Below are 17,137 nucleotides of genomic sequence, written 5' to 3' on the forward strand. Positions count from 1 at the left end.
CCAGCGGTGTCCTAGTTTGTTCAAATATCCGTTTTGCTTCATTCGTTCCTTTTACTCATTACCTCAAGTGACGCTTTAGGGATGGTTATTGCTGTTAATGTTTTGGTTTCCTCTAAAGTCTGATTAAATTCTTTAGTTACTTCAGTTGATTTGTTAAACCATTTAGTTAAGGTAACGAGCCCAGCTACCACAGTTGATATTGCCACTGCTACTAAGCCTAATGGATTTGCTACAAGAGCTGCCGTAAAAGACCTAACAGCAGTAGCAGCCGCAATAAACCATACTGCTAATCTCAAAGCTAGCAAAGTAGATATTGCAGTAATTATAAAAGTTATGGCTGGGTGTCCCTCCCTAATAGCCGCAAAAAATCCTATCAGTAACGGTAATATAGGCACTAATACTGAGGTTATTAAACTGGTCATTATTGCCTGTAATTTTGAGAGTTCTGCGTTAAACTTAGCCATTGCCTCACATTCTTCCTGTGACAATGATAGCCCTAGATTCCTTGCTTCTTCTCTAAGCCTTCTTATACCATCTTCACCTTGTTCAAGTATTGGTATACTCGATGAAAATCAACAATTGCGTTGTTGTTGTCCAAGACCTGCGGTGCTCACGTACTAATGTACGCTGTGCTCCTCGGCTTGGACACTCCTAGCACTTGTTGATTTTGATCTTCGTCTACCAACTCTTCATTTACGAGCAGTATAGCAGGGCAGCTCCAGCAGAACCAAACAACTTTATTGCCAACTGTGTTCTATCTGAAGCATCTCTGACTCTTAGCAAGTTTTCAGCAATTTGTCCAATCTGTTCATTGGGTGCTACTTGATTCAATTCTTTAGCTGATAAACCCAGTAACCTCAAAGCATCTTTTGCTTCCCCGGAGTTTCTTGCTGCATCTGACACCCTCATTGCCATTTGTTCAAGACCTGAAGTAAGGGTACTAAACTCCACCCCGCATCTCTCTGCAGCATATTTTAACTCTGATAAACTATGGGTGCTAATATCTAGCTTATTAGCAAGTTTACCAATCTCCTCACCGCTATCAATAATCTTCTTTAAGGTTGCTACACTAAATGCCGCAGCTATTGCCGTACCGATTCTACCAAAGCCTAGTTTAATTCTGCCAAGCTGATCTTGTAGTTTTTTGAAATTCTGCTTGATTCTGCCAAATGCTTCTTTGGTTTTATCAACTCCTCTAAAAGTTACTCTGACTTCTTTATTGTTAGAACTCATTTACCTTGTTAATTTGTGTTTATGTTGATACTGTTTTTTAATTTTAAAATATGCCAGCCAATGATACCACTCATCTATTGTCATTTGTTCGATTTCAGCTATGGTTTTTCCTAAATGCTCCGCTAAAACAAACATGTTAAGTAATGTTGGCTGGTTAGTTAGTTTTTTTCTGCTACCTCAGTATCATTGCTCTCCATGATTGAGGTTGCAACACGAATTAACACATCAGGGTCACAGTTTCTCATTAAATTTGGTTTGTCTGCTCTGCTAAACAGGCAATTACCTTCAGTATCTTTAGCCTTCATAATCCAGTCATTATTGTCTTCTCCTACTTTCTACTATTCTTGTTTTACTTCTGATAATTTACCATTGCCCTGAAAGGTAAAGGAACTCTCAACTAACCCATCAAAAGAAGCTTGCCGAGAAATGCCAGTAACAATTGCTAGACCAGTAAAATATATTTTTTCTTCATTCTCGCCTTTTGGGTAAAGACTTAGCTGTATGGTTGCTCCAATGGTAAGCCTTCCTTGACCTTCAGTATCAGCTTCATCCCAAAAGGCCTCTATCGAACCTGACCAGCTTTTGATAGTAGCCTGAGACTTACGCCACTCAGTGCCAATAATGCTGGCATCTACCGTATCACATACCTCTTCCAACGACCATGATTTAACTTCGGCTACCTGTGTTGTACCAATTCTAACTATTCCTTCTGATCCTGCATGTGTTGACATATTGGTTTCTCATTATTGGATTTATATTATTATATTCGGTGAAGTCTCTTTAGTTTGGTAGCTTACTGCAAATACGAGGCTTGCTACTGCTACTGGTTGATCGCCATCTGAATTCAGGCTAATATCGGTTGATTCCAAACGGCAATCTTTGCAAAGCTTCCTTAGTTCAGGATTATTTAACACTAAACTTTCCACTTCAGCTGTCATATTATCAACTATGATATTGACCGAAGTAGTAGCCTTGGCATAACATTCTACCGTTATTCGTGCCGTCCTGTTCTGACATCTTGGTGGACTGATAGTGCTGGTTACTATTTCTTCTTGGCTAGAAAATATAATAATCCCAGGCAAAGTGCTGTCATTCATGCTATATAACCGGTTATCGTAAACTTTATCTTTTGCTGCCGTTTTTCCTTTAATGATATCCACAAAAGTTTGCCTTATGCTGGTTCTAGCATGTAGCATATCAGCTTTGTCGCTCTAATCCCAGCACTACCCAGCCAGTATCATCTTGTTTGATTTCAACAATTTTGTACTTTGTTTGCCGGATAGTTAGTATATCTCCTTCATTGATTTTTCTTGCCTCTTCCTCACAGCACTCAAAGCTTGGATTAAATCCGACAAAGCCACTTGTTCCAATATCTATAGGGTAGTAGTTGCTAACAAATATCCCTTTGAGTTGGTAAGCTAGTCCATCTTTTGGCATTACTGTTGCCTCTACTGCAAAACCTTGTTCTGTATCTAAAAACTCAGCAAAATCTTCTTGAAATGCCATAACTATTTATGTTACTATAATGTCAATTATTGTTATTATGGCTGATAATTATGAATGTGTCCTTAACACCAGAACTCGAAAAATATATAGATAAACAGGTAGAAAGTGGTTTTTATCATTCTTCCAGTGAAGTTATAAGAACTGCATTACGTTTACTTATTAAATCAGAAACTCACAACACTAGTTTTGAAAACTATAAAATGTGGCTTAATCAGGAAATTCAAATAGGTCTTGACCAAGCAGCTGAAGGTAAGGTCATTTCAGGTGACCAAGCTTTGCAAAATTTCAGGAATTTTCGTAGAGATAAATTAAAATCTCATGAGTAAAAATAATTTTTGCTTAACTGTTCAAGCAGAGCAAGATATTAAGGATATTTGGTTATATATCGCCAAAGATAATCCCAAAGCTGCTGAGAAAATAGCCAGTCTTTTTGAACAAGCGTTTTTAAAACTAGCTGCAAATCCTAACATTGGAAGTAAACGTGAAGATTTAATTGATCAACCTGTACGTTTTTGGCTAGTTTATAGCTACTACATAATATATAATCCTAAAACAAAGCCACTGCAAATTTTGCGTGTTATAAGTTCTTATCGTGATATTAAAAATAATTACCAATAATTATTATCTAGTTAGCACTGCAAAACTCTCAGAGTGTCTAACTGCAATATCTACATCTTGCATGACTCTTATTCTAATGCCACCGCTAGTTCCTAAAGTGTAAGGGTCTACTAATACATCCAGTACTCCCCATTGTCCAATAATTAGATCAGCAAAATTGCCAAATAATATAGTATCAGCTGGTATTTGGTTGGTTGTTCCAACTCTATAGCCGTTAAGGTAACCAAAACCTAGCTCACTACTACTTTCCCAAACAAATTGGGCAGTTCCTTCAGCTTTTTCTGTTTGCTTTAAAATTCCCCGTATGTTGGCATTGCATAAATAGCCAAGCGTACCAATATCAGCATTCCTTGCAGCAATTAGGCTTTCAAGGTCTACGATCTTACCCCAGCTTATTGGCTCATCGTCATCAAAAGTAACATTACCAATGCCAACTGTGTTAAGAATACCTAGTGGCTCAGCCCCAATGCCCCTACCACTTATTGCAGCTCGATCAATTTCTAGACACTTATATCTTTAAAATGTGATATAAGTAATTGTAAGAGGGTGACTTGATAGACACTGGACTGAAATAGTCGTGAACAGAATAAGTACCCTCTTAGTTGTTTACCTTGAACAAATTGCAGAAGGTGCTGGAAGCAGCAGCCTTGCACAATAAGACGAAGGAGATTATATCATGAGTAAAATAATAGGTCTAGATGTAAGTAAAAAATGGTTAGATATATGTTTATATGAGTCTAACAATAAACCGATATATAATCGTTTTTCCAATGATAAGTTAGGGCATGAAGAACTGATAAAATTAATAAAAGAGCAAGAAATTAAGATAATAGTATGTGAGCCTACTGGAGGTTATGAAGCAGAGATTTGCCAAGAATTGTATAATAGTCGGGTAATGAAAGAAAGTTACCTTTCTCCCATCCCCTAAGAACCGTACAGGATACTTTCGCATCATACGGCTCAAGCCTCTTAAAGCCCAATTTATTTAGAACCAGCTTCAACATTGAATCTCCGATTATGGATCTGTTTATGGCAATTGATGTGTAGCATCATCAAATTTGAGCTCCTATTATCACCACCTTTTGATTTTGGGATAACATGATGTATATCCCAATCTGTTTCTAATGTGACGATTTGCGTGCAATTCGGACACTTACCTTTTTGCTTATTCCATAGACTTAATAATTTTCTGTTATCTGATAAAGATTCATACATTTTATGTTTTAATCTTTTTTCAAAATAATCATCCCATTGCTTATCATATGGATTAGCTTCGGACAAAATCTTTACATGTCGCTTAATAGGTAGTTTAGCTGGGTCAATAAGCTTATAAATAATTGGTTCTTCCCCTAATTTTGGCTTGTCAGCTATACAAGCAAATCTCCAAGCATCACCTCTTATAAACTTAAAATACTTATTCTTAACCCAGTTACTACTCTTATTTGGATGCCGACGTTTAGACCATCGCCATACAATCTTAAATATCTCGTGCCTTAATTTACTGAAACTCTCTTTAGCAACTATATGTCTATGATATAAAGTCCAACCCCTGATAATAGGGTTGAGCATAGTTATCAATAAAACTTGTTTGATCATCTTATTATCTTTAGCAATTTTCCTTATCTTTCTTATGACGTTTTGTAAGTTGTTTTTAGATGGCTTGATAAGAAACTTGCCATTATATACTGCTCGTAAATGAAGAGTTGGTAGACGAAGATCAAAATCAACAAGTGCTAGGAGTGTCCAAGCCGAGGAGCACAGCGTACATTAGTACGTGAGCACCGCAGGTCTTGGACAACAACAACGCAATTGTTGATTTTCATCGAGTATATTTCCGTACATTCTGTCCTAAGAAATCAAAACCTTGATCAATATGAGTAATTTTGGTTTTAGTACTAGATAGCTTCAATCCTCGCTCTTGTAAAAATTGCTCTACAATAGGTAAAACAAGATTCTCTAATTGTTCCTTGGATCGACCTGTGATAATAAAATCATCAGCATAGATAATATAGTTGATCTTATGAGCCGGTTTTCTTGAGGATATTTTCATCGGAAACTTTTCAGCTAGTAACTTACCCAATCCACTTAGAGTCATATTCGCAAGTAATGCTGAAGCGATGCCACCTTGCGGAGTGCCAGATTCAGTAGGGTAGATATTACCAGCTTCCATATATCCAGCTTTTAGCCATTTTCTTAATATGGTTTTATCCATTGGAATATTATCTAGAAGCCATTGATGACTAATGTTATCATAACATCCTTCAATATCAGCTTCCAGTATCCATTGAGCAGCGCATTTCCTAGAAAGGACTATATAACACTGTTCTATGGCATCTGCAGCTGATCTTTCTGCTCTAAACCCATACGAATGTCTATCTGCTGTTGTTTCTGCAACTGGTTCTAATGCTAGCTTATAAAGAGCTTGCATAGCTCTATCTTTCATAGTAGGTATACCAAGTGGTCTCTTACCATTCACCTTTGGTATATAAATCCTTCTAAGAGGGGATGGATTATAACCATGTTGCCTCAAGTTTATTATTGCCTGAGATTTAAGATCAGGTGTATGCCAAATTTCTTGATCTACACCCGCAGTTCTTTTTCCTCGATTCTCAGTCACTCTTCTAACTGCAAGAGCTTTGCCGCTAAAAGAATGGGTTAATAGTCGTTGTAAAGCTTTAACTTTACCCCATCTACCTTCCTGTATTGCTTTTACGATACGCATCTGATGACTTCTAATAACTCTGTTACATCGACTCCAGTTAATACTGTGCCAACTCACATTGCTGTCAGTAGATGCACTAGCTACAATTTGATTTGTAACCACCATTTGCTTTTCTCCTTTAAAAGTTTCATCAAATTCTCTCGTAATAAGAGACCATAACGGAAGTCTGCCCGCTTTCGCGTAGGATAATGTTACAACCCTTATCTGCCTCATTACAAAACAGCCTTCGCTTTCTCCGTCTCTCCTCTACCTGCATCCCTATCAGTTTACCTTACGGCTTACTTTCCCAGTCCGGGAAGAAATACAGGCTTACTGTGTTCTATATATATGACATAGATAGGTTAGGTTCTACCTTTCTGCCGGTGATCATAAAGTCTACGTATCGTGAGCCTATAGCACAATAACCAGATCACTTATCCTTTTGGACAGAGCTTATCAGCATCTTTAGCTCCTTACGACTGTAACGACATTTATCAGTAGTTCACATATGTTAACCATACCATCTAAGCCTAGCCTCTAACCACATGATGCTTGCAGTTTAATCTTTACCTCACAGCTTAGATTCTCTTTAAAAGCCGAGTACATTGTCCTGGTAGCTTCAAACAAAGAATTACTTCAATGCATGTACCAGTAGGCTACTGTTGGTAGAACAACAGGTTTAATCAATTTTCATAGTTAAACAATCATATATATAACCTCACATCGCCCATAAGCAACAGATACATAAGGTCAATACCTATAGTTTTAATTCATTTAGTAAATCGGTGAATTTGTGTAAAACTGATAAGAAGGACGCATTTAAATTAGCATATTATGGCGATAAGATGCAACTTACAGCTAATTATTTATATCAAGTTGAATCAGAGACTTTGAAGAGATATCAGCAAAGGCGAGAAGATTTAGTATTAATTCTTAGCAATGAAAAGAAGAGGCTACATCATAGTATACTGCTCGTAAATGAAGAGTTGGTAGACGAAGATCAAAATCAACAAGTGCTAGGAGTGTCCAAGCCGAGGAGCACAGCGTACATTAGTACGTGAGTACCGCAGGTCTTGGACAACGACAACGCAATTATTGATTTTCATCGAGTATATTGATGGCATTGATAAAGAGAGTATAGAAAAACTCATTAAATTTTTACAGAATGAAATAGCTGAGCTTGATAAAAAATTAAATGAGGTAATAGACGAATCAGAAGAGTTGAAAGAGAAGGTAAAAATATTAGAGAGTGTGCCTGGTATTGGTAAATGCGTAGGTAAAAAACTAATTAGTTTTTTACCTGAATTAGGAAATAAAAATTATAGTAGTAACGAATTGTCAGCAATTGTGGGAATAGCTCCTTATGCTCGTGATAGTGGTAATAAGCAAGGACGAAGATTTATTAGAGGTGGCAGGAAAATACCACGAGATGCTTTATACCTTACTATTACCCACAAATATTAGAGTTAGCTAATTGATAACCTTGAACTAGATCAAATAACCGTTGCCATCCTCTCCACAATACAATAGGACCAGGCTCTAGATCATTTTTTCTTGCTAAATACCCACCCAATTTAGCAACCCATATTATAGCATTTTTTATTGTAGGAATTGTATTATTAGGGGGAGCTGCTTTGTGTATCTTTACATACAAAACTCGCCATTCTTCTTCAGCTAATATTACACTACATGGTAGATTAGGATTAGTTCTGCCAATTAAAGTAATAAAAAAAATTCTCCAAGCAATTATGCTCATGATTGTCAAGTATTTTATTAATCTTTCTCCTGTTGCAAGTCTACATTGTTCAACCCTAAATCCAGATTTTAAAATTTTATGAAAAATTTCAATTCTCCATCTTAAACAATACCATCTTACTTTCTCTATAGCTTCTTCAAAATTATTGATAACTATATTGGTTAGTAACATCCATTCTAATGGTGTTGTTCCACTAGGGGGACGACGCTCAATAACATTGATGGCATATACTGGTAAATTTGGCAATGTTTCTGTTTTATGTCTTACATTGTTTACAGGAGGATTCATTATAAATTTTCCAAATCTAACTTCCAAATGTCTAATCCTATTAGCTTTATTTTCTTGACTAGTATCTTTAACTGCTATTTCTCCAGCACACTGGAAACCCGATACTACCTTCCACAAATATTGTCTATCTTTTTTGGAATATTTTGACTTTTTATTTATTTCTCTATCCTGTGCAGCTCTAACTAAAACTTTAGATTTCTGAGCTTGTGCCAATTCAAAAAAATCATATATATCAGCTTCTCTATCACAAACAGTTATAATTTGGGTATTACTATTATTCGTTGCATTAATAGTGTTCTGTAATGCATTAAGCCACTTCATACTTTCTTTATCTTTAATATGTACCGCATTACCATGACTAGTTTTTTTTAACTGTTGTATTTCTTCAGGCACTGCTGGTCTATTGTGAATCTTTTGATCCAACAACCCAAGTGCTAATCCATTGGTAGCAACCGCAAAGGCAGTATGCATTATCAGACCTTTACATTCAATATTTTTAACATTCTTTCCCTCTTTTCTTGATAACACACCCAATCCAGTAGTTTTTTTATGACTAGTATATGTGATATAACTAGTATCTTGTATAACAAGAACTTTATCATGCTCTTTGATTCTTTCTACTGCTTTAGCAATATGGGCTTCTAATATTTTTGATTCCTTAACATTATCGTTTTTAAAAAAACGATATGCTGCTTTTGTTTCTGCCCAATTTCCACATGCTTGATTAATTGAGCTTTCAGGTATATTTGCAAAATTATCAGCTATCTTTATTAACCTATTTGTCAGCCTTTTATCACCCAAAATAGCTCCACTAAATTCCTCGGTCAAATAATTATTTATTATTTCTTGACTCATACTATACCTCTACAATGTAATATTTTAATTGCAAATCAGTATATTATTTTTACTTCTTTTTCACCATTGTTATTTTGTGGGTAATAGTAAGCCAAGTAAGACAACGTGACAATAACCCTTATAGAAAAAATTATTTAGGCTATTTTGAAAATAATAAAGATAGCACTGACCTAGAAAAATAGGAATAAGTATGTTAGTTGTGGTGAACTGCTTAAATAATATGGTAGTAAAAATATGTAGTAGAACTCCGACTACAAGAATTTTAATTTTTGGTTTTTTATGAAAATTATAGCCAACAAAAAAGCAAAAAATTGGCATACTAATACGACCGATAACCCGCATTATTTCGTATTCAGGGAAAAAGTATAACCCTAAATGATCTATCACCATGGTTATTATGGCTATAGTTTTCAAAAAATCTTGATAATTAGATTCAGTTTTCATCATTAATAAATTAACCTCAAATATCGATGTAACAAGTTACCCTAATTCGGGATAAGTTAGTAGATTGAGCATAATCCTTGTTAGGGTTGATGTCATCCTAGCTACGGCATTGCCAACGTAGATCAAAAAACCAACGTAACCTCGAGTATCGATGTAAGAATAATTATTATTCTCTGCACGCTCGATGTCATCCCAGCGAAAGCTGGGATCTAATAATGTTTAATAGTCTTTCAGGCTTTTTTTAGACCCCTGCCTACGCAGGGGTTGTAAGATAAAACTATGATATAATGAAAAAAGTAAGTGGCACTCGTCAGGGGTGAGTTTATACAAACATTGTCATCAAGAGACCACTTACTTAATAAGCTCGAACGTTTAAATAGTTCATTGGGCTGAAACGCCCGCTTACAATCGTAAATATGTCGAGGATTTTATGACCCCAACGGATAAATTATATAACAATTTTATTGGTATTGATATAGCAAAATCAACTTTTGCAGTAGCAATATCTAATAATAATAAAATTATGACTTTTTCTAATAACACTATTGGATTTAAGGAATTTTTTAAGCAATATAAAAGTTTTTTGACTGACTCCCTAATAGTATTAGAGACTACAGGTGGATATGAAACTGAATTAGTAAATTTTTTATTAAGCAAAAAATGTGCTGTTCATAGAGCACATGCCCAAAAAGTAAAGTACTTTATAAGATCACTTGGTACTCGTGCTAAAACTGATTCTGTAGATGCTCAAGCTTTAGTAAAATATGGACAAGAAAGGCATAAGGAATTATCTTTACAACAAAAACCTGATCAAAAGATGAGCAAGCTAAAAATATTTTTATCTCGTCGTGATGATTTAGTAAAATTGCAGACTCAAGAGAAAAATAGGATGGCAGGACCTAATAATGATATGATAAAAGATAGTATAGAAGATTTATTGTTATGTTTATCCAAAGCTATAAAGAAATTAGAAGAAGAGATAGCCGAGTTAACAACCGATGAAAAGACTGTAGAACAGCTTGAGGTATTGGAGACAGTACCCGGTATTGGTAAGGTTGTTAGTAAAGTTTTATTAGCATTTTTACCAGAGATTGGTAAGGTTGATCGGAGGCAAATAGCTAGTTTAGTCGGAGTAGCCCCACATCCTAAGGATAGTGGACAATATAAAGGGTATCGTTCAGTTAGTGGTGGTAGACAAAATGTACGAACCAAATTATTTACTGCAGCAATGGCAGCAGCTAAATCAAAGAGCAAGTTAGGTGAATATTATAGAGAGCTAATTGCTAGAGGTAAAAAGCCTATAGTTGCCATTACTGCTTTAATGCGTAAAATTATTGTCATTGCTAATGCAAGGGTTAGAGATTATTATTTAAAATCGGCAAAGACTTGATAAAAATTTAAACCTATATTTATTTAAATTTTTATCAAGTCGTGGTTTACTGTGAATGTTAAGCTAGAGATTTTTTGTTATTTCTCTAAACCAATTTGGTTTTTTATTTTAAACTTTTTTTTAATTTTTTAAAAATCATAGTTGATGACATCAGCTTTAACAGAGATGATACTGGGTCTAGTATTAACTTGTTACATCGAATTCAGGTTAAATTATTTTGGATAAAGTCTAAAATAAAAAACCATTAGAAAAAACGTCATTGCTCCAGCTAAAATCGTGGCTGCCAGCATAAAAGTTTTTACTAATAACAATTCGGAATAATAATATTCGGAACAATAGTGCTTAATCACCCAAATTACTAGTACCATTATTACGCAGCTGAATAAAATCTTGCCACAAAAAGAGTATAATTTTGAATCAATGAAAGAATGACCATATTTCTTTGTATATATATATAACAACCAAACATTATACCAAGCGGTAATAGAGCAGCCAAGAGCGATACCAAGATGACCAAATGGTTTCATCAGAACGATATTTAATATAGTATTCACAGTAAGAGAATATAATGTTACTTTTAAAGGAGTTTTCGTATCACTATTAGCATAAAATATAGGCATCAAAATTTTGGCAAGTATAAAAGCTGGTAAACCAAGGGCAAAACCGGAAATAGCTTCAGCAGTTTTAATTGTATCAGCATAAGTAAAAGCTCCACGCTCATATATTACATGAATGATTGATTCTGATAAAGTGATAATACCGAACGCAGCTGGCAAAGATAATAAAAGTCCCACTTTAATAGCATTATTTTGAATTCTTGACGCTTTTTCTAAATCATTCATTTGGTATGTTTTTGATAATTCTGGTAATAATATAGTACCAAAAGTTACCCCTATTATAGATAAAGGAAATTGGTATATTCTATCTGCATAGGATAATATTGAAATTGTCCCTTCGATGAAGCTAGCTATTGATTGCGAGATAAATAAGTTAAGCTGCTGAAATCCAGAGCTAATAGTCGCTGGACCCATACCAAACAAGAACTTTTTTACATCTTTATTACATGGGTCAAAAACTAGTGGGAATGATAAACCAACCCTAATTACACAAAAAAACATAAAGATAATTTGTAATAACCCAGCAATCAACAAAGATAAACTAATCGATATAGGAGTAGATATATGTTCTTGTAATATTACCGTTGTAATTATAACAGTAATACTTAAAATGATCGGAGAAAAAGCAAAAGCTGCAAACCTTTTTACTGAATTTAAAATTCCCCCTAGTAAAGCACTTACCGAGATAAAAATTAAATATGGCATGGTAATGCGACACAAAATAACTGTCAAATTAAACTTGTCTAGATCTTCATGAAAACCAGGAGCAATAATGAACATTAATGATGGCATGAAAACCTGCATTAACACTACTACACTTATTAAAGTAATGAGTAAAATAGTAAAGATAATGCCAGTGAAATGGCGTGCTGCTTCTCGAGATTCTATGAGTTTTGTATTAAAAATAGGTACAAAAACGACTGAAAGTGCCCCTTCCCCAAAAATACGCCTAAATAGGTTGGGTAATTTAAAAGCAACATTAACACTATCAGCAATATTACCAGCACCAAATAATGAAGCAATGAATAATTCGCGAGCCAAACCAAATATACGGGAGATTAAAGTAAAGGCAGCTACTATAATTCCAGAACGAAATAATGTTGTATATCCGTTGCCTTTCATTTAAGCCGTCTCGATGTCATGTAAGCACTATTCTGCACCTTATCGTTTCCGATCATAAAGCAAATGTCAATTATTGATTTTCTATCTTAGTAGATACCCTTAATATACCTTCATTAATCAACTCCTTAGCTTTTTGAGCATTTTCCCAGCCAGTTACCTTCACCCACTTACCTTTCTCTAGATCTTTATAATGTTCAAAAAAATGTACTATACGTTGTTTCAACATTGGGCAAAGATCATCTAAATCTTTTATTGAATCAAAAGTAATATCTAGCTTAGAGCTAGGTACAGCAATAATTTTTTCATCCAATCCAGATTCATCTTCCATCATTAAAACACCAATAGGGCGTGACCTAATCACAGAGCTAGGTATGACAGGATAATGTGATACAACCAATACATCTACCGGGTCTCCATCCTCTGATAAGGTATGCGGAATAAAGCCATAATTACATGGGTAAAACATAGCAGTTTGCATAAATCTATCAACAAATATTGCTCCTGATTCCTTATCCATCTCATATTTTATAGGACTATCTTGCATTGGAATCTCGATAATCACATTTATCTCTTCATGATCAACTTTGGTCTTAATTTTATCAACTAACATCACTTTACCCAATTAATAAATAATTTCTTTTGCATTTTTGCAAGCAAACATCTACATAATGACTAATAAATGGCTTTAAAAGGTTTTCGTCGCTTATCTTACCATTTTCATTAGATGCCACTAATACTCCAGAAGCAAATTTTTCAAATATTTTTTCTTCAATCTGCTGGATAGAGTTGTGTCCATCTAATAGCTCAATAATATATTTTTCATGCAATTGCAATAGAACAATAGCATTAATTCGATTTGTCACAAACAAATTAGTTGAGTCTAATTTTTGAGCTTGATATCTTGCTAAATCACTTACTTTTGGTTTTAACGAGATTTCATATACTGACTGAGGTCTTGTTGCAAATATTTGTACGTACCCTTGTAACACTAGTTGTATAATTGCAGAATCCAATTCTTCTCTAATATCTTTAAGCTGTAATTTTTCTAATTTTTCCATAGCCAATTTACAAATTTGATCCAAAGTCAAAGGATTCCCAATATTATCAGCATAAACATAGAAAACTGCCTTTATTATAGGAGAAAACGTCGAAATATTAGGGGATTCTGAATTATTATAATGAAATTCCAAACTTTCTACTGTATTATTCATATCCACTTCATTTTCAGGCATGACTGGTATAATATTAGCAGTAGTATAAAAATCACTTAACTTACTTGGTTCAATTTTCCTATCTATAGTGACATTATTGTGGCATAACAAAGTAGTCCTAAATTTACGATTAGTGATAAAATCCATATATTGTTCGGTTCTAACAATATCATTTATCGCTTGTAATTGCTCTGCGGCCTTAGCGGGTAAATTACCGACAAACATCGCAGAAAGTGAAGAATCTCCAAGATAATTTAAATTATGTTTTCTAGCTGTACTTATAAATTCATGGAAATAAAAAGCTGTATTTTCTTCTCCAAGATATTCATGTAGTAAATATGAATCATTTGTAGTTTTCAGAAGTTTAGTTTCGTGTTGTAAGAATTTAGAATAAGAATTATCTGAACCTTCTAAAGAATCATTAACAAAATCTAATAATAATCTAGCTTGTTGTATTTTACTATGGTTGTCAGTAAAGGTGCTACTGTGAAACATCATCATATCTCTGATAGTTTTTTGCATATTCCAACCTGGCAGAGTATTATAACTAATAAAGGCAATACCGTTAGGGTTTAATAATTTATGGCAAATTTCAAAAATCTTGTCCTTAACTATAGTAGGCACCCACGAGATTATTCCATGGCAAATTATATAATCAAACTTACCAACTGACTCATCAAGATTTAGTATAGATAAGTGTTTTAGTTCAATATTTTTAAGACCTAAACTCTTAACTATTTCCATGCCATTAACAATTTGGACTTTTGACAAATCAATTCCTAAAGAATAAGATTTTGGGTAACTTTCAGCAAAATCAATTATATTGGCACCTTCAGCACAACCCATCTCAAGTATCCTAGCGGTCTCTATAGCAGGAGGTTTCATGTTAAATAATAGGCCAATAGTTCTTAAATGTTCCGGTCTTGTATAAGTAAAAGGAAAACTTTCATAAGGAAAATCATCATAATTAATATTATTTGTTTGCTTTTCTAGCAAACTGTTATTAGGATTGTTTTTTTGCCCCATAATTTGCTCCATGATAAAAGTAATAATTTCTAGTGGATTTAGTTATTTTAAGCAAGAGTTTTCTACATTTCTGTAGGGTAACCTAATTAATAAGTATCTACGATTAAAATTAAATTTCTTTTGATGTTATTTCTTCTTGATCTTTTTACAGTATTTCCTTATATTCATGACTTGTTTTTGTATAAGTGAGCCTTTTAAAAGCGGGTGTAGCTCAGGGGTAGAGCGCTACCTTGCCAAGGTCGAAGTCGAGGGTTCGAATCCCTTCACCCGCTCCAGTATAAAAATGGTTCTAAGATAATACATATTCTCTCTACGGAGACGACCTAAATATGTCTGGAATAGAATTAAATAAAATTGCCGCTTCTATTTTGTTAGCCAGTTTAATTGCAATGATGGTAGGGTTTATAACAAATATTTTGTATAAGCCTGTTTTACATCCTGAATCTCGAGGTTACAGTATAGAAGTAACAGAAGATTCTCATAGTGACCCTGACGCTAAAGCTGCTGTAGAAGCACCAGTGAATATAGAAGAATTGATGAAAACTGCTAATGCTGAAGCAGGAAGAGAGATAGCAAAAAAATGCCTAATGTGCCATTCTCTTGATAAGAATAAAGCTAATAAGGTTGGACCACATCTATGGAATATCGTTGGGGCGGAAAAAGCTAAAGCAGAGAATTATAAATATTCAAGTGCTTTATCCAGCAAAGGGGGAATTTGGGATGAAGAAAGTTTATTTCATTTTTTGCATAAACCTAGTCAATATATATCTGGCACAAAGATGACTTTTGCTGGTTTAAATAAACCTCAAGATATAGCTAATGTTATAATGTTTTTAAAGACATTTGTTCATGACTAAATTCTCCCTCGGTCATTCTGCCTACGTGGGAAGATGCTGAGGACTTATTCTACCCAAAAACTTGAAGAATTGATAAACCAATTCTTCAAGTTTTTGCAGTATATATTAACCATTAATTAGATGTAAGACATCGGTTTAATAGCCTAGGGTGTCATCCACAGCTGTCGAAAGTTAGAAGAGGAAGCGGTTTTAGAAGTCATAATGACAGTTTAAAAGTTGTTGGCTTATAACCGCTGTCATTGCGAGAAGGCGTAAGCCGACGAAGCAATCCACTTATGGTTACTTTTTTGGATTGCTTCGTCGACCTACGGTCCACAGCTGTTGAAAGTTAGAAGAGGAAGCGGTTTTAGAAGTCATAATGGCAGTTTAAAAGTTGTGGGCTTATAACCGCTGTCATTGCGAGAAGGCGTAAGCCGACGAAGCAATCCACTTATGGTTACTTTTTTAGATTGCTTCGTCGACCTACGGTCTTTCTCGCAATGACGTTACCCTATTTAAAACCCCTTCCTCTTCTAACTTTCGACAGTTATGCTACGGTCTTCCTCGCAATGACGTTACCTTATTTAAAACCCCTTCCTCTTCTAACTTTCGACAGTTGTGGGGTGTCATCCCTACCTCTTCAGATGTCACCCCTGCGTAGGCAGGGGTCTAAAAAAGTCTAATAGTTTTCTTGGCTATTTTTTTAGATCCCAGCTTTCGCTGGGATGACATAATGGCGGTGACATCACCCCTAATGGCGATGATTAGCCTACTATTAATTTATTACATCGATACTTGAGATTATATTAGTTGAAGGTATTCTATGATCCTATCTGAAATTTCAATAGTAGAATGGTGGCTGATCGCTGGCGTTATTTGTATAATTATAGAATTTGCTAACATTCCAAATGTTGGTTTTTTATTTTTGGGTCTAGGTGGAGTATCTACTGCAATAATATTAAACAATTACCCGGGTCTTTTAAAATACCAGTATATAATTTTTGGCTTTGCTTCTTTTATGTGCCTGATTACCTTATGGTATCCGCTAAAATTTTATGTTTACAAGAAATATGATAAGTACGAATATTCTGATATGGTTGGTAAGGAAGTAGTGGTATACAGCCATGAACTTCTAGTAGGGGAAACAGGACAGGTATTGTGGTCAGGAACTATTATGAATGCTAAACTCAGCAAAGATACTATAAAATCAGTACATAAAGGAGATCTACTTCGCATAGTGCAAGTTGATGGTAATGTGCTTATATGTACTGCAAAAAATGGGAGTGTTACGAACTGATTCTTTTTGGTAATTTTGTCGTCAAAATTTGCTTTTGCTCCATAACAATCGTCTGTGTATGCGAAGGTAACTGGCTTCGTTTCTTCTAAAAATCCCAAGAGCTTTTTTGACTTATGTAGGAAGTCTAGTATACTACTCGTAAATGAAGAGTTGATAGACGAAGATCAAAATTATGAAGTGCTAGGAGTCGAAGGGTCGAGGAGCGGAGCGTACATTTAGTACGTGAGCACCGAAGAT

19 protein-coding genes, 1 tRNA gene and 2 pseudogenes are annotated in these 17,137 nt (G+C 34.7%); 9 read left to right on the top strand and 13 right to left on the bottom strand.

Translation table 11 applies throughout. The annotated features are described in order from the left end of the window. Window positions 1-38: 38 nt before the first annotated feature. The 5 genes from AAGD29_RS04920 to AAGD29_RS04940 all read right to left on the bottom strand — a co-directional run bounded on the left by AAGD29_RS04920 (window position 39) and on the right by AAGD29_RS04940 (window position 2,739). Window positions 39-464: a hypothetical protein gene (locus tag AAGD29_RS04920; RefSeq protein ID WP_341757280.1), complete on the bottom strand. Its 426-nt coding sequence runs from the start codon at window positions 462-464 to the stop codon at window positions 39-41. A 229-nt stretch (window positions 465-693) separates the two neighbouring features. Next, entirely contained in the window at window positions 694-1,233 is a 540-nt protein-coding gene (locus tag AAGD29_RS04925; RefSeq protein ID WP_341757281.1) for a hypothetical protein, read from the bottom strand. A gap of 338 nt (window positions 1,234-1,571) precedes the next feature. Continuing rightward, entirely contained in the window at window positions 1,572-1,964 is a 393-nt protein-coding gene (locus AAGD29_RS04930) for a phage tail tube protein (protein ID WP_341757282.1), read from the bottom strand. Window positions 1,965-1,985: 21 nt separating this feature from the next. Next, window positions 1,986-2,393: a hypothetical protein gene (locus AAGD29_RS04935; RefSeq protein ID WP_341757283.1), complete on the bottom strand. Its 408-nt coding sequence runs from the start codon at window positions 2,391-2,393 to the stop codon at window positions 1,986-1,988. A gap of 37 nt (window positions 2,394-2,430) precedes the next feature. Further along, window positions 2,431-2,739, bottom strand: a complete 309-nt coding sequence (locus tag AAGD29_RS04940) for a hypothetical protein (RefSeq protein WP_341757284.1) — start codon at window positions 2,737-2,739, stop codon at window positions 2,431-2,433. Window positions 2,740-2,789: 50 nt separating this feature from the next. Here AAGD29_RS04940 and AAGD29_RS04945 point away from each other — a divergent pair, with 50 nt between their 5' ends. Further along, the gene (locus tag AAGD29_RS04945; RefSeq protein ID WP_341757285.1) at window positions 2,790-3,065 is read left to right on the top strand and encodes a type II toxin-antitoxin system ParD family antitoxin; all 276 of its coding nucleotides are present in this window, start codon (window positions 2,790-2,792) and stop codon (window positions 3,063-3,065) included. Next, window positions 3,058-3,357, top strand: a complete 300-nt coding sequence (locus tag AAGD29_RS04950; protein ID WP_341757286.1) for a type II toxin-antitoxin system RelE/ParE family toxin — start codon at window positions 3,058-3,060, stop codon at window positions 3,355-3,357. Before AAGD29_RS04945 ends, AAGD29_RS04950 begins: the two co-directional genes overlap by 8 nt. Window positions 3,358-3,360: 3 nt before the next feature. Here the strand turns inward: AAGD29_RS04950 and AAGD29_RS04955 are convergent, their stop codons facing one another. Further along, window positions 3,361-3,855: a phage major capsid protein gene (locus AAGD29_RS04955; RefSeq protein WP_341758757.1), complete on the bottom strand. Its 495-nt coding sequence runs from the start codon at window positions 3,853-3,855 to the stop codon at window positions 3,361-3,363. A gap of 178 nt (window positions 3,856-4,033) precedes the next feature. Between AAGD29_RS04955 and AAGD29_RS04960 the strand changes: the two genes are divergently transcribed. Further along, the gene (locus tag AAGD29_RS04960; RefSeq protein WP_341757287.1) at window positions 4,034-4,285 is read left to right on the top strand and encodes a hypothetical protein; all 252 of its coding nucleotides are present in this window, start codon (window positions 4,034-4,036) and stop codon (window positions 4,283-4,285) included. Window positions 4,286-4,338: 53 nt separating this feature from the next. On the opposite strand, the gene AAGD29_RS04965 is transcribed toward AAGD29_RS04960, so the two are convergent. After that, the gene (locus AAGD29_RS04965) at window positions 4,339-5,118 is read right to left on the bottom strand and encodes a group II intron maturase-specific domain-containing protein (RefSeq protein WP_410521192.1); all 780 of its coding nucleotides are present in this window, start codon (window positions 5,116-5,118) and stop codon (window positions 4,339-4,341) included. Between the two features lie 67 nt (window positions 5,119-5,185). After that, window positions 5,186-6,184: pseudogene (locus AAGD29_RS04970) on the bottom strand (reverse transcriptase domain-containing protein); the annotation flags it as partial. Window positions 6,185-6,843: 659 nt separating this feature from the next. On the opposite strand from AAGD29_RS04970, the gene AAGD29_RS04975 reads away from it, so the two are divergent. After that, a complete protein-coding gene (locus AAGD29_RS04975; protein ID WP_341757290.1) occupies window positions 6,844-7,119 on the top strand; it encodes a hypothetical protein in 276 nt (91 codons plus the stop codon). A gap of 34 nt (window positions 7,120-7,153) precedes the next feature. Continuing rightward, on the top strand, window positions 7,154-7,522 hold the full coding sequence (locus tag AAGD29_RS04980; protein WP_341757291.1) for a transposase: 369 nt from the start codon (window positions 7,154-7,156) through the stop codon (window positions 7,520-7,522). On the opposite strand, the gene AAGD29_RS04985 is transcribed toward AAGD29_RS04980, so the two are convergent. After that, window positions 7,506-8,957, bottom strand: coding sequence for an IS4 family transposase (locus AAGD29_RS04985; protein ID WP_341757292.1), 1,452 nt, complete (start codon window positions 8,955-8,957; stop codon window positions 7,506-7,508). The genes AAGD29_RS04980 and AAGD29_RS04985 overlap by 17 nt on opposite strands. Before the next feature lie 84 nt (window positions 8,958-9,041). Beyond that, window positions 9,042-9,404: pseudogene (locus tag AAGD29_RS04990) on the bottom strand (TraX family protein); the annotation flags it as partial. 427 nt (window positions 9,405-9,831) lie between these two features. On the opposite strand from AAGD29_RS04990, the gene AAGD29_RS04995 reads away from it, so the two are divergent. After that, the gene (locus AAGD29_RS04995) at window positions 9,832-10,791 is read left to right on the top strand and encodes an IS110 family transposase (RefSeq protein WP_341757293.1); all 960 of its coding nucleotides are present in this window, start codon (window positions 9,832-9,834) and stop codon (window positions 10,789-10,791) included. A gap of 212 nt (window positions 10,792-11,003) precedes the next feature. On the opposite strand, the gene murJ is transcribed toward AAGD29_RS04995, so the two are convergent. The 3 genes from murJ to AAGD29_RS05010 form a co-directional block, all read right to left on the bottom strand. Beyond that, the gene (gene murJ, locus AAGD29_RS05000) at window positions 11,004-12,530 is read right to left on the bottom strand and encodes a murein biosynthesis integral membrane protein MurJ (RefSeq protein ID WP_341757294.1); all 1,527 of its coding nucleotides are present in this window, start codon (window positions 12,528-12,530) and stop codon (window positions 11,004-11,006) included. Window positions 12,531-12,600: 70 nt separating this feature from the next. After that, window positions 12,601-13,140: an inorganic diphosphatase gene (gene ppa, locus AAGD29_RS05005; RefSeq protein ID WP_341757295.1), complete on the bottom strand. Its 540-nt coding sequence runs from the start codon at window positions 13,138-13,140 to the stop codon at window positions 12,601-12,603. A 4-nt stretch (window positions 13,141-13,144) separates the two neighbouring features. Further along, the gene (locus tag AAGD29_RS05010; protein ID WP_341757296.1) at window positions 13,145-14,767 is read right to left on the bottom strand and encodes a class I SAM-dependent methyltransferase; all 1,623 of its coding nucleotides are present in this window, start codon (window positions 14,765-14,767) and stop codon (window positions 13,145-13,147) included. A 200-nt stretch (window positions 14,768-14,967) separates the two neighbouring features. Here AAGD29_RS05010 and AAGD29_RS05015 point away from each other — a divergent pair. The 3 genes from AAGD29_RS05015 to AAGD29_RS05025 all read left to right on the top strand — a co-directional run bounded on the left by AAGD29_RS05015 (window position 14,968) and on the right by AAGD29_RS05025 (window position 16,900). Next, window positions 14,968-15,042: transfer RNA gene (locus AAGD29_RS05015), tRNA-Gly, on the top strand. Between the two features lie 54 nt (window positions 15,043-15,096). Next, on the top strand, window positions 15,097-15,624 hold the full coding sequence (locus AAGD29_RS05020) for a cytochrome c family protein (protein ID WP_341757297.1): 528 nt from the start codon (window positions 15,097-15,099) through the stop codon (window positions 15,622-15,624). A gap of 802 nt (window positions 15,625-16,426) precedes the next feature. Further along, window positions 16,427-16,900 carry an NfeD family protein gene (locus AAGD29_RS05025; protein ID WP_341757298.1) on the top strand — a complete coding sequence of 158 codons (474 nt, stop codon included), beginning with the start codon at window positions 16,427-16,429 and terminating at the stop codon, window positions 16,898-16,900. The last annotated feature ends 237 nt before the right edge of the window (window positions 16,901-17,137 follow it).

The sequence above is a fragment of the Candidatus Tisiphia endosymbiont of Ditula angustiorana genome (assembly GCF_964026425.1).
In the GTDB taxonomy this organism is placed as follows: Bacteria; Pseudomonadota; Alphaproteobacteria; order Rickettsiales; family Rickettsiaceae; genus Tisiphia.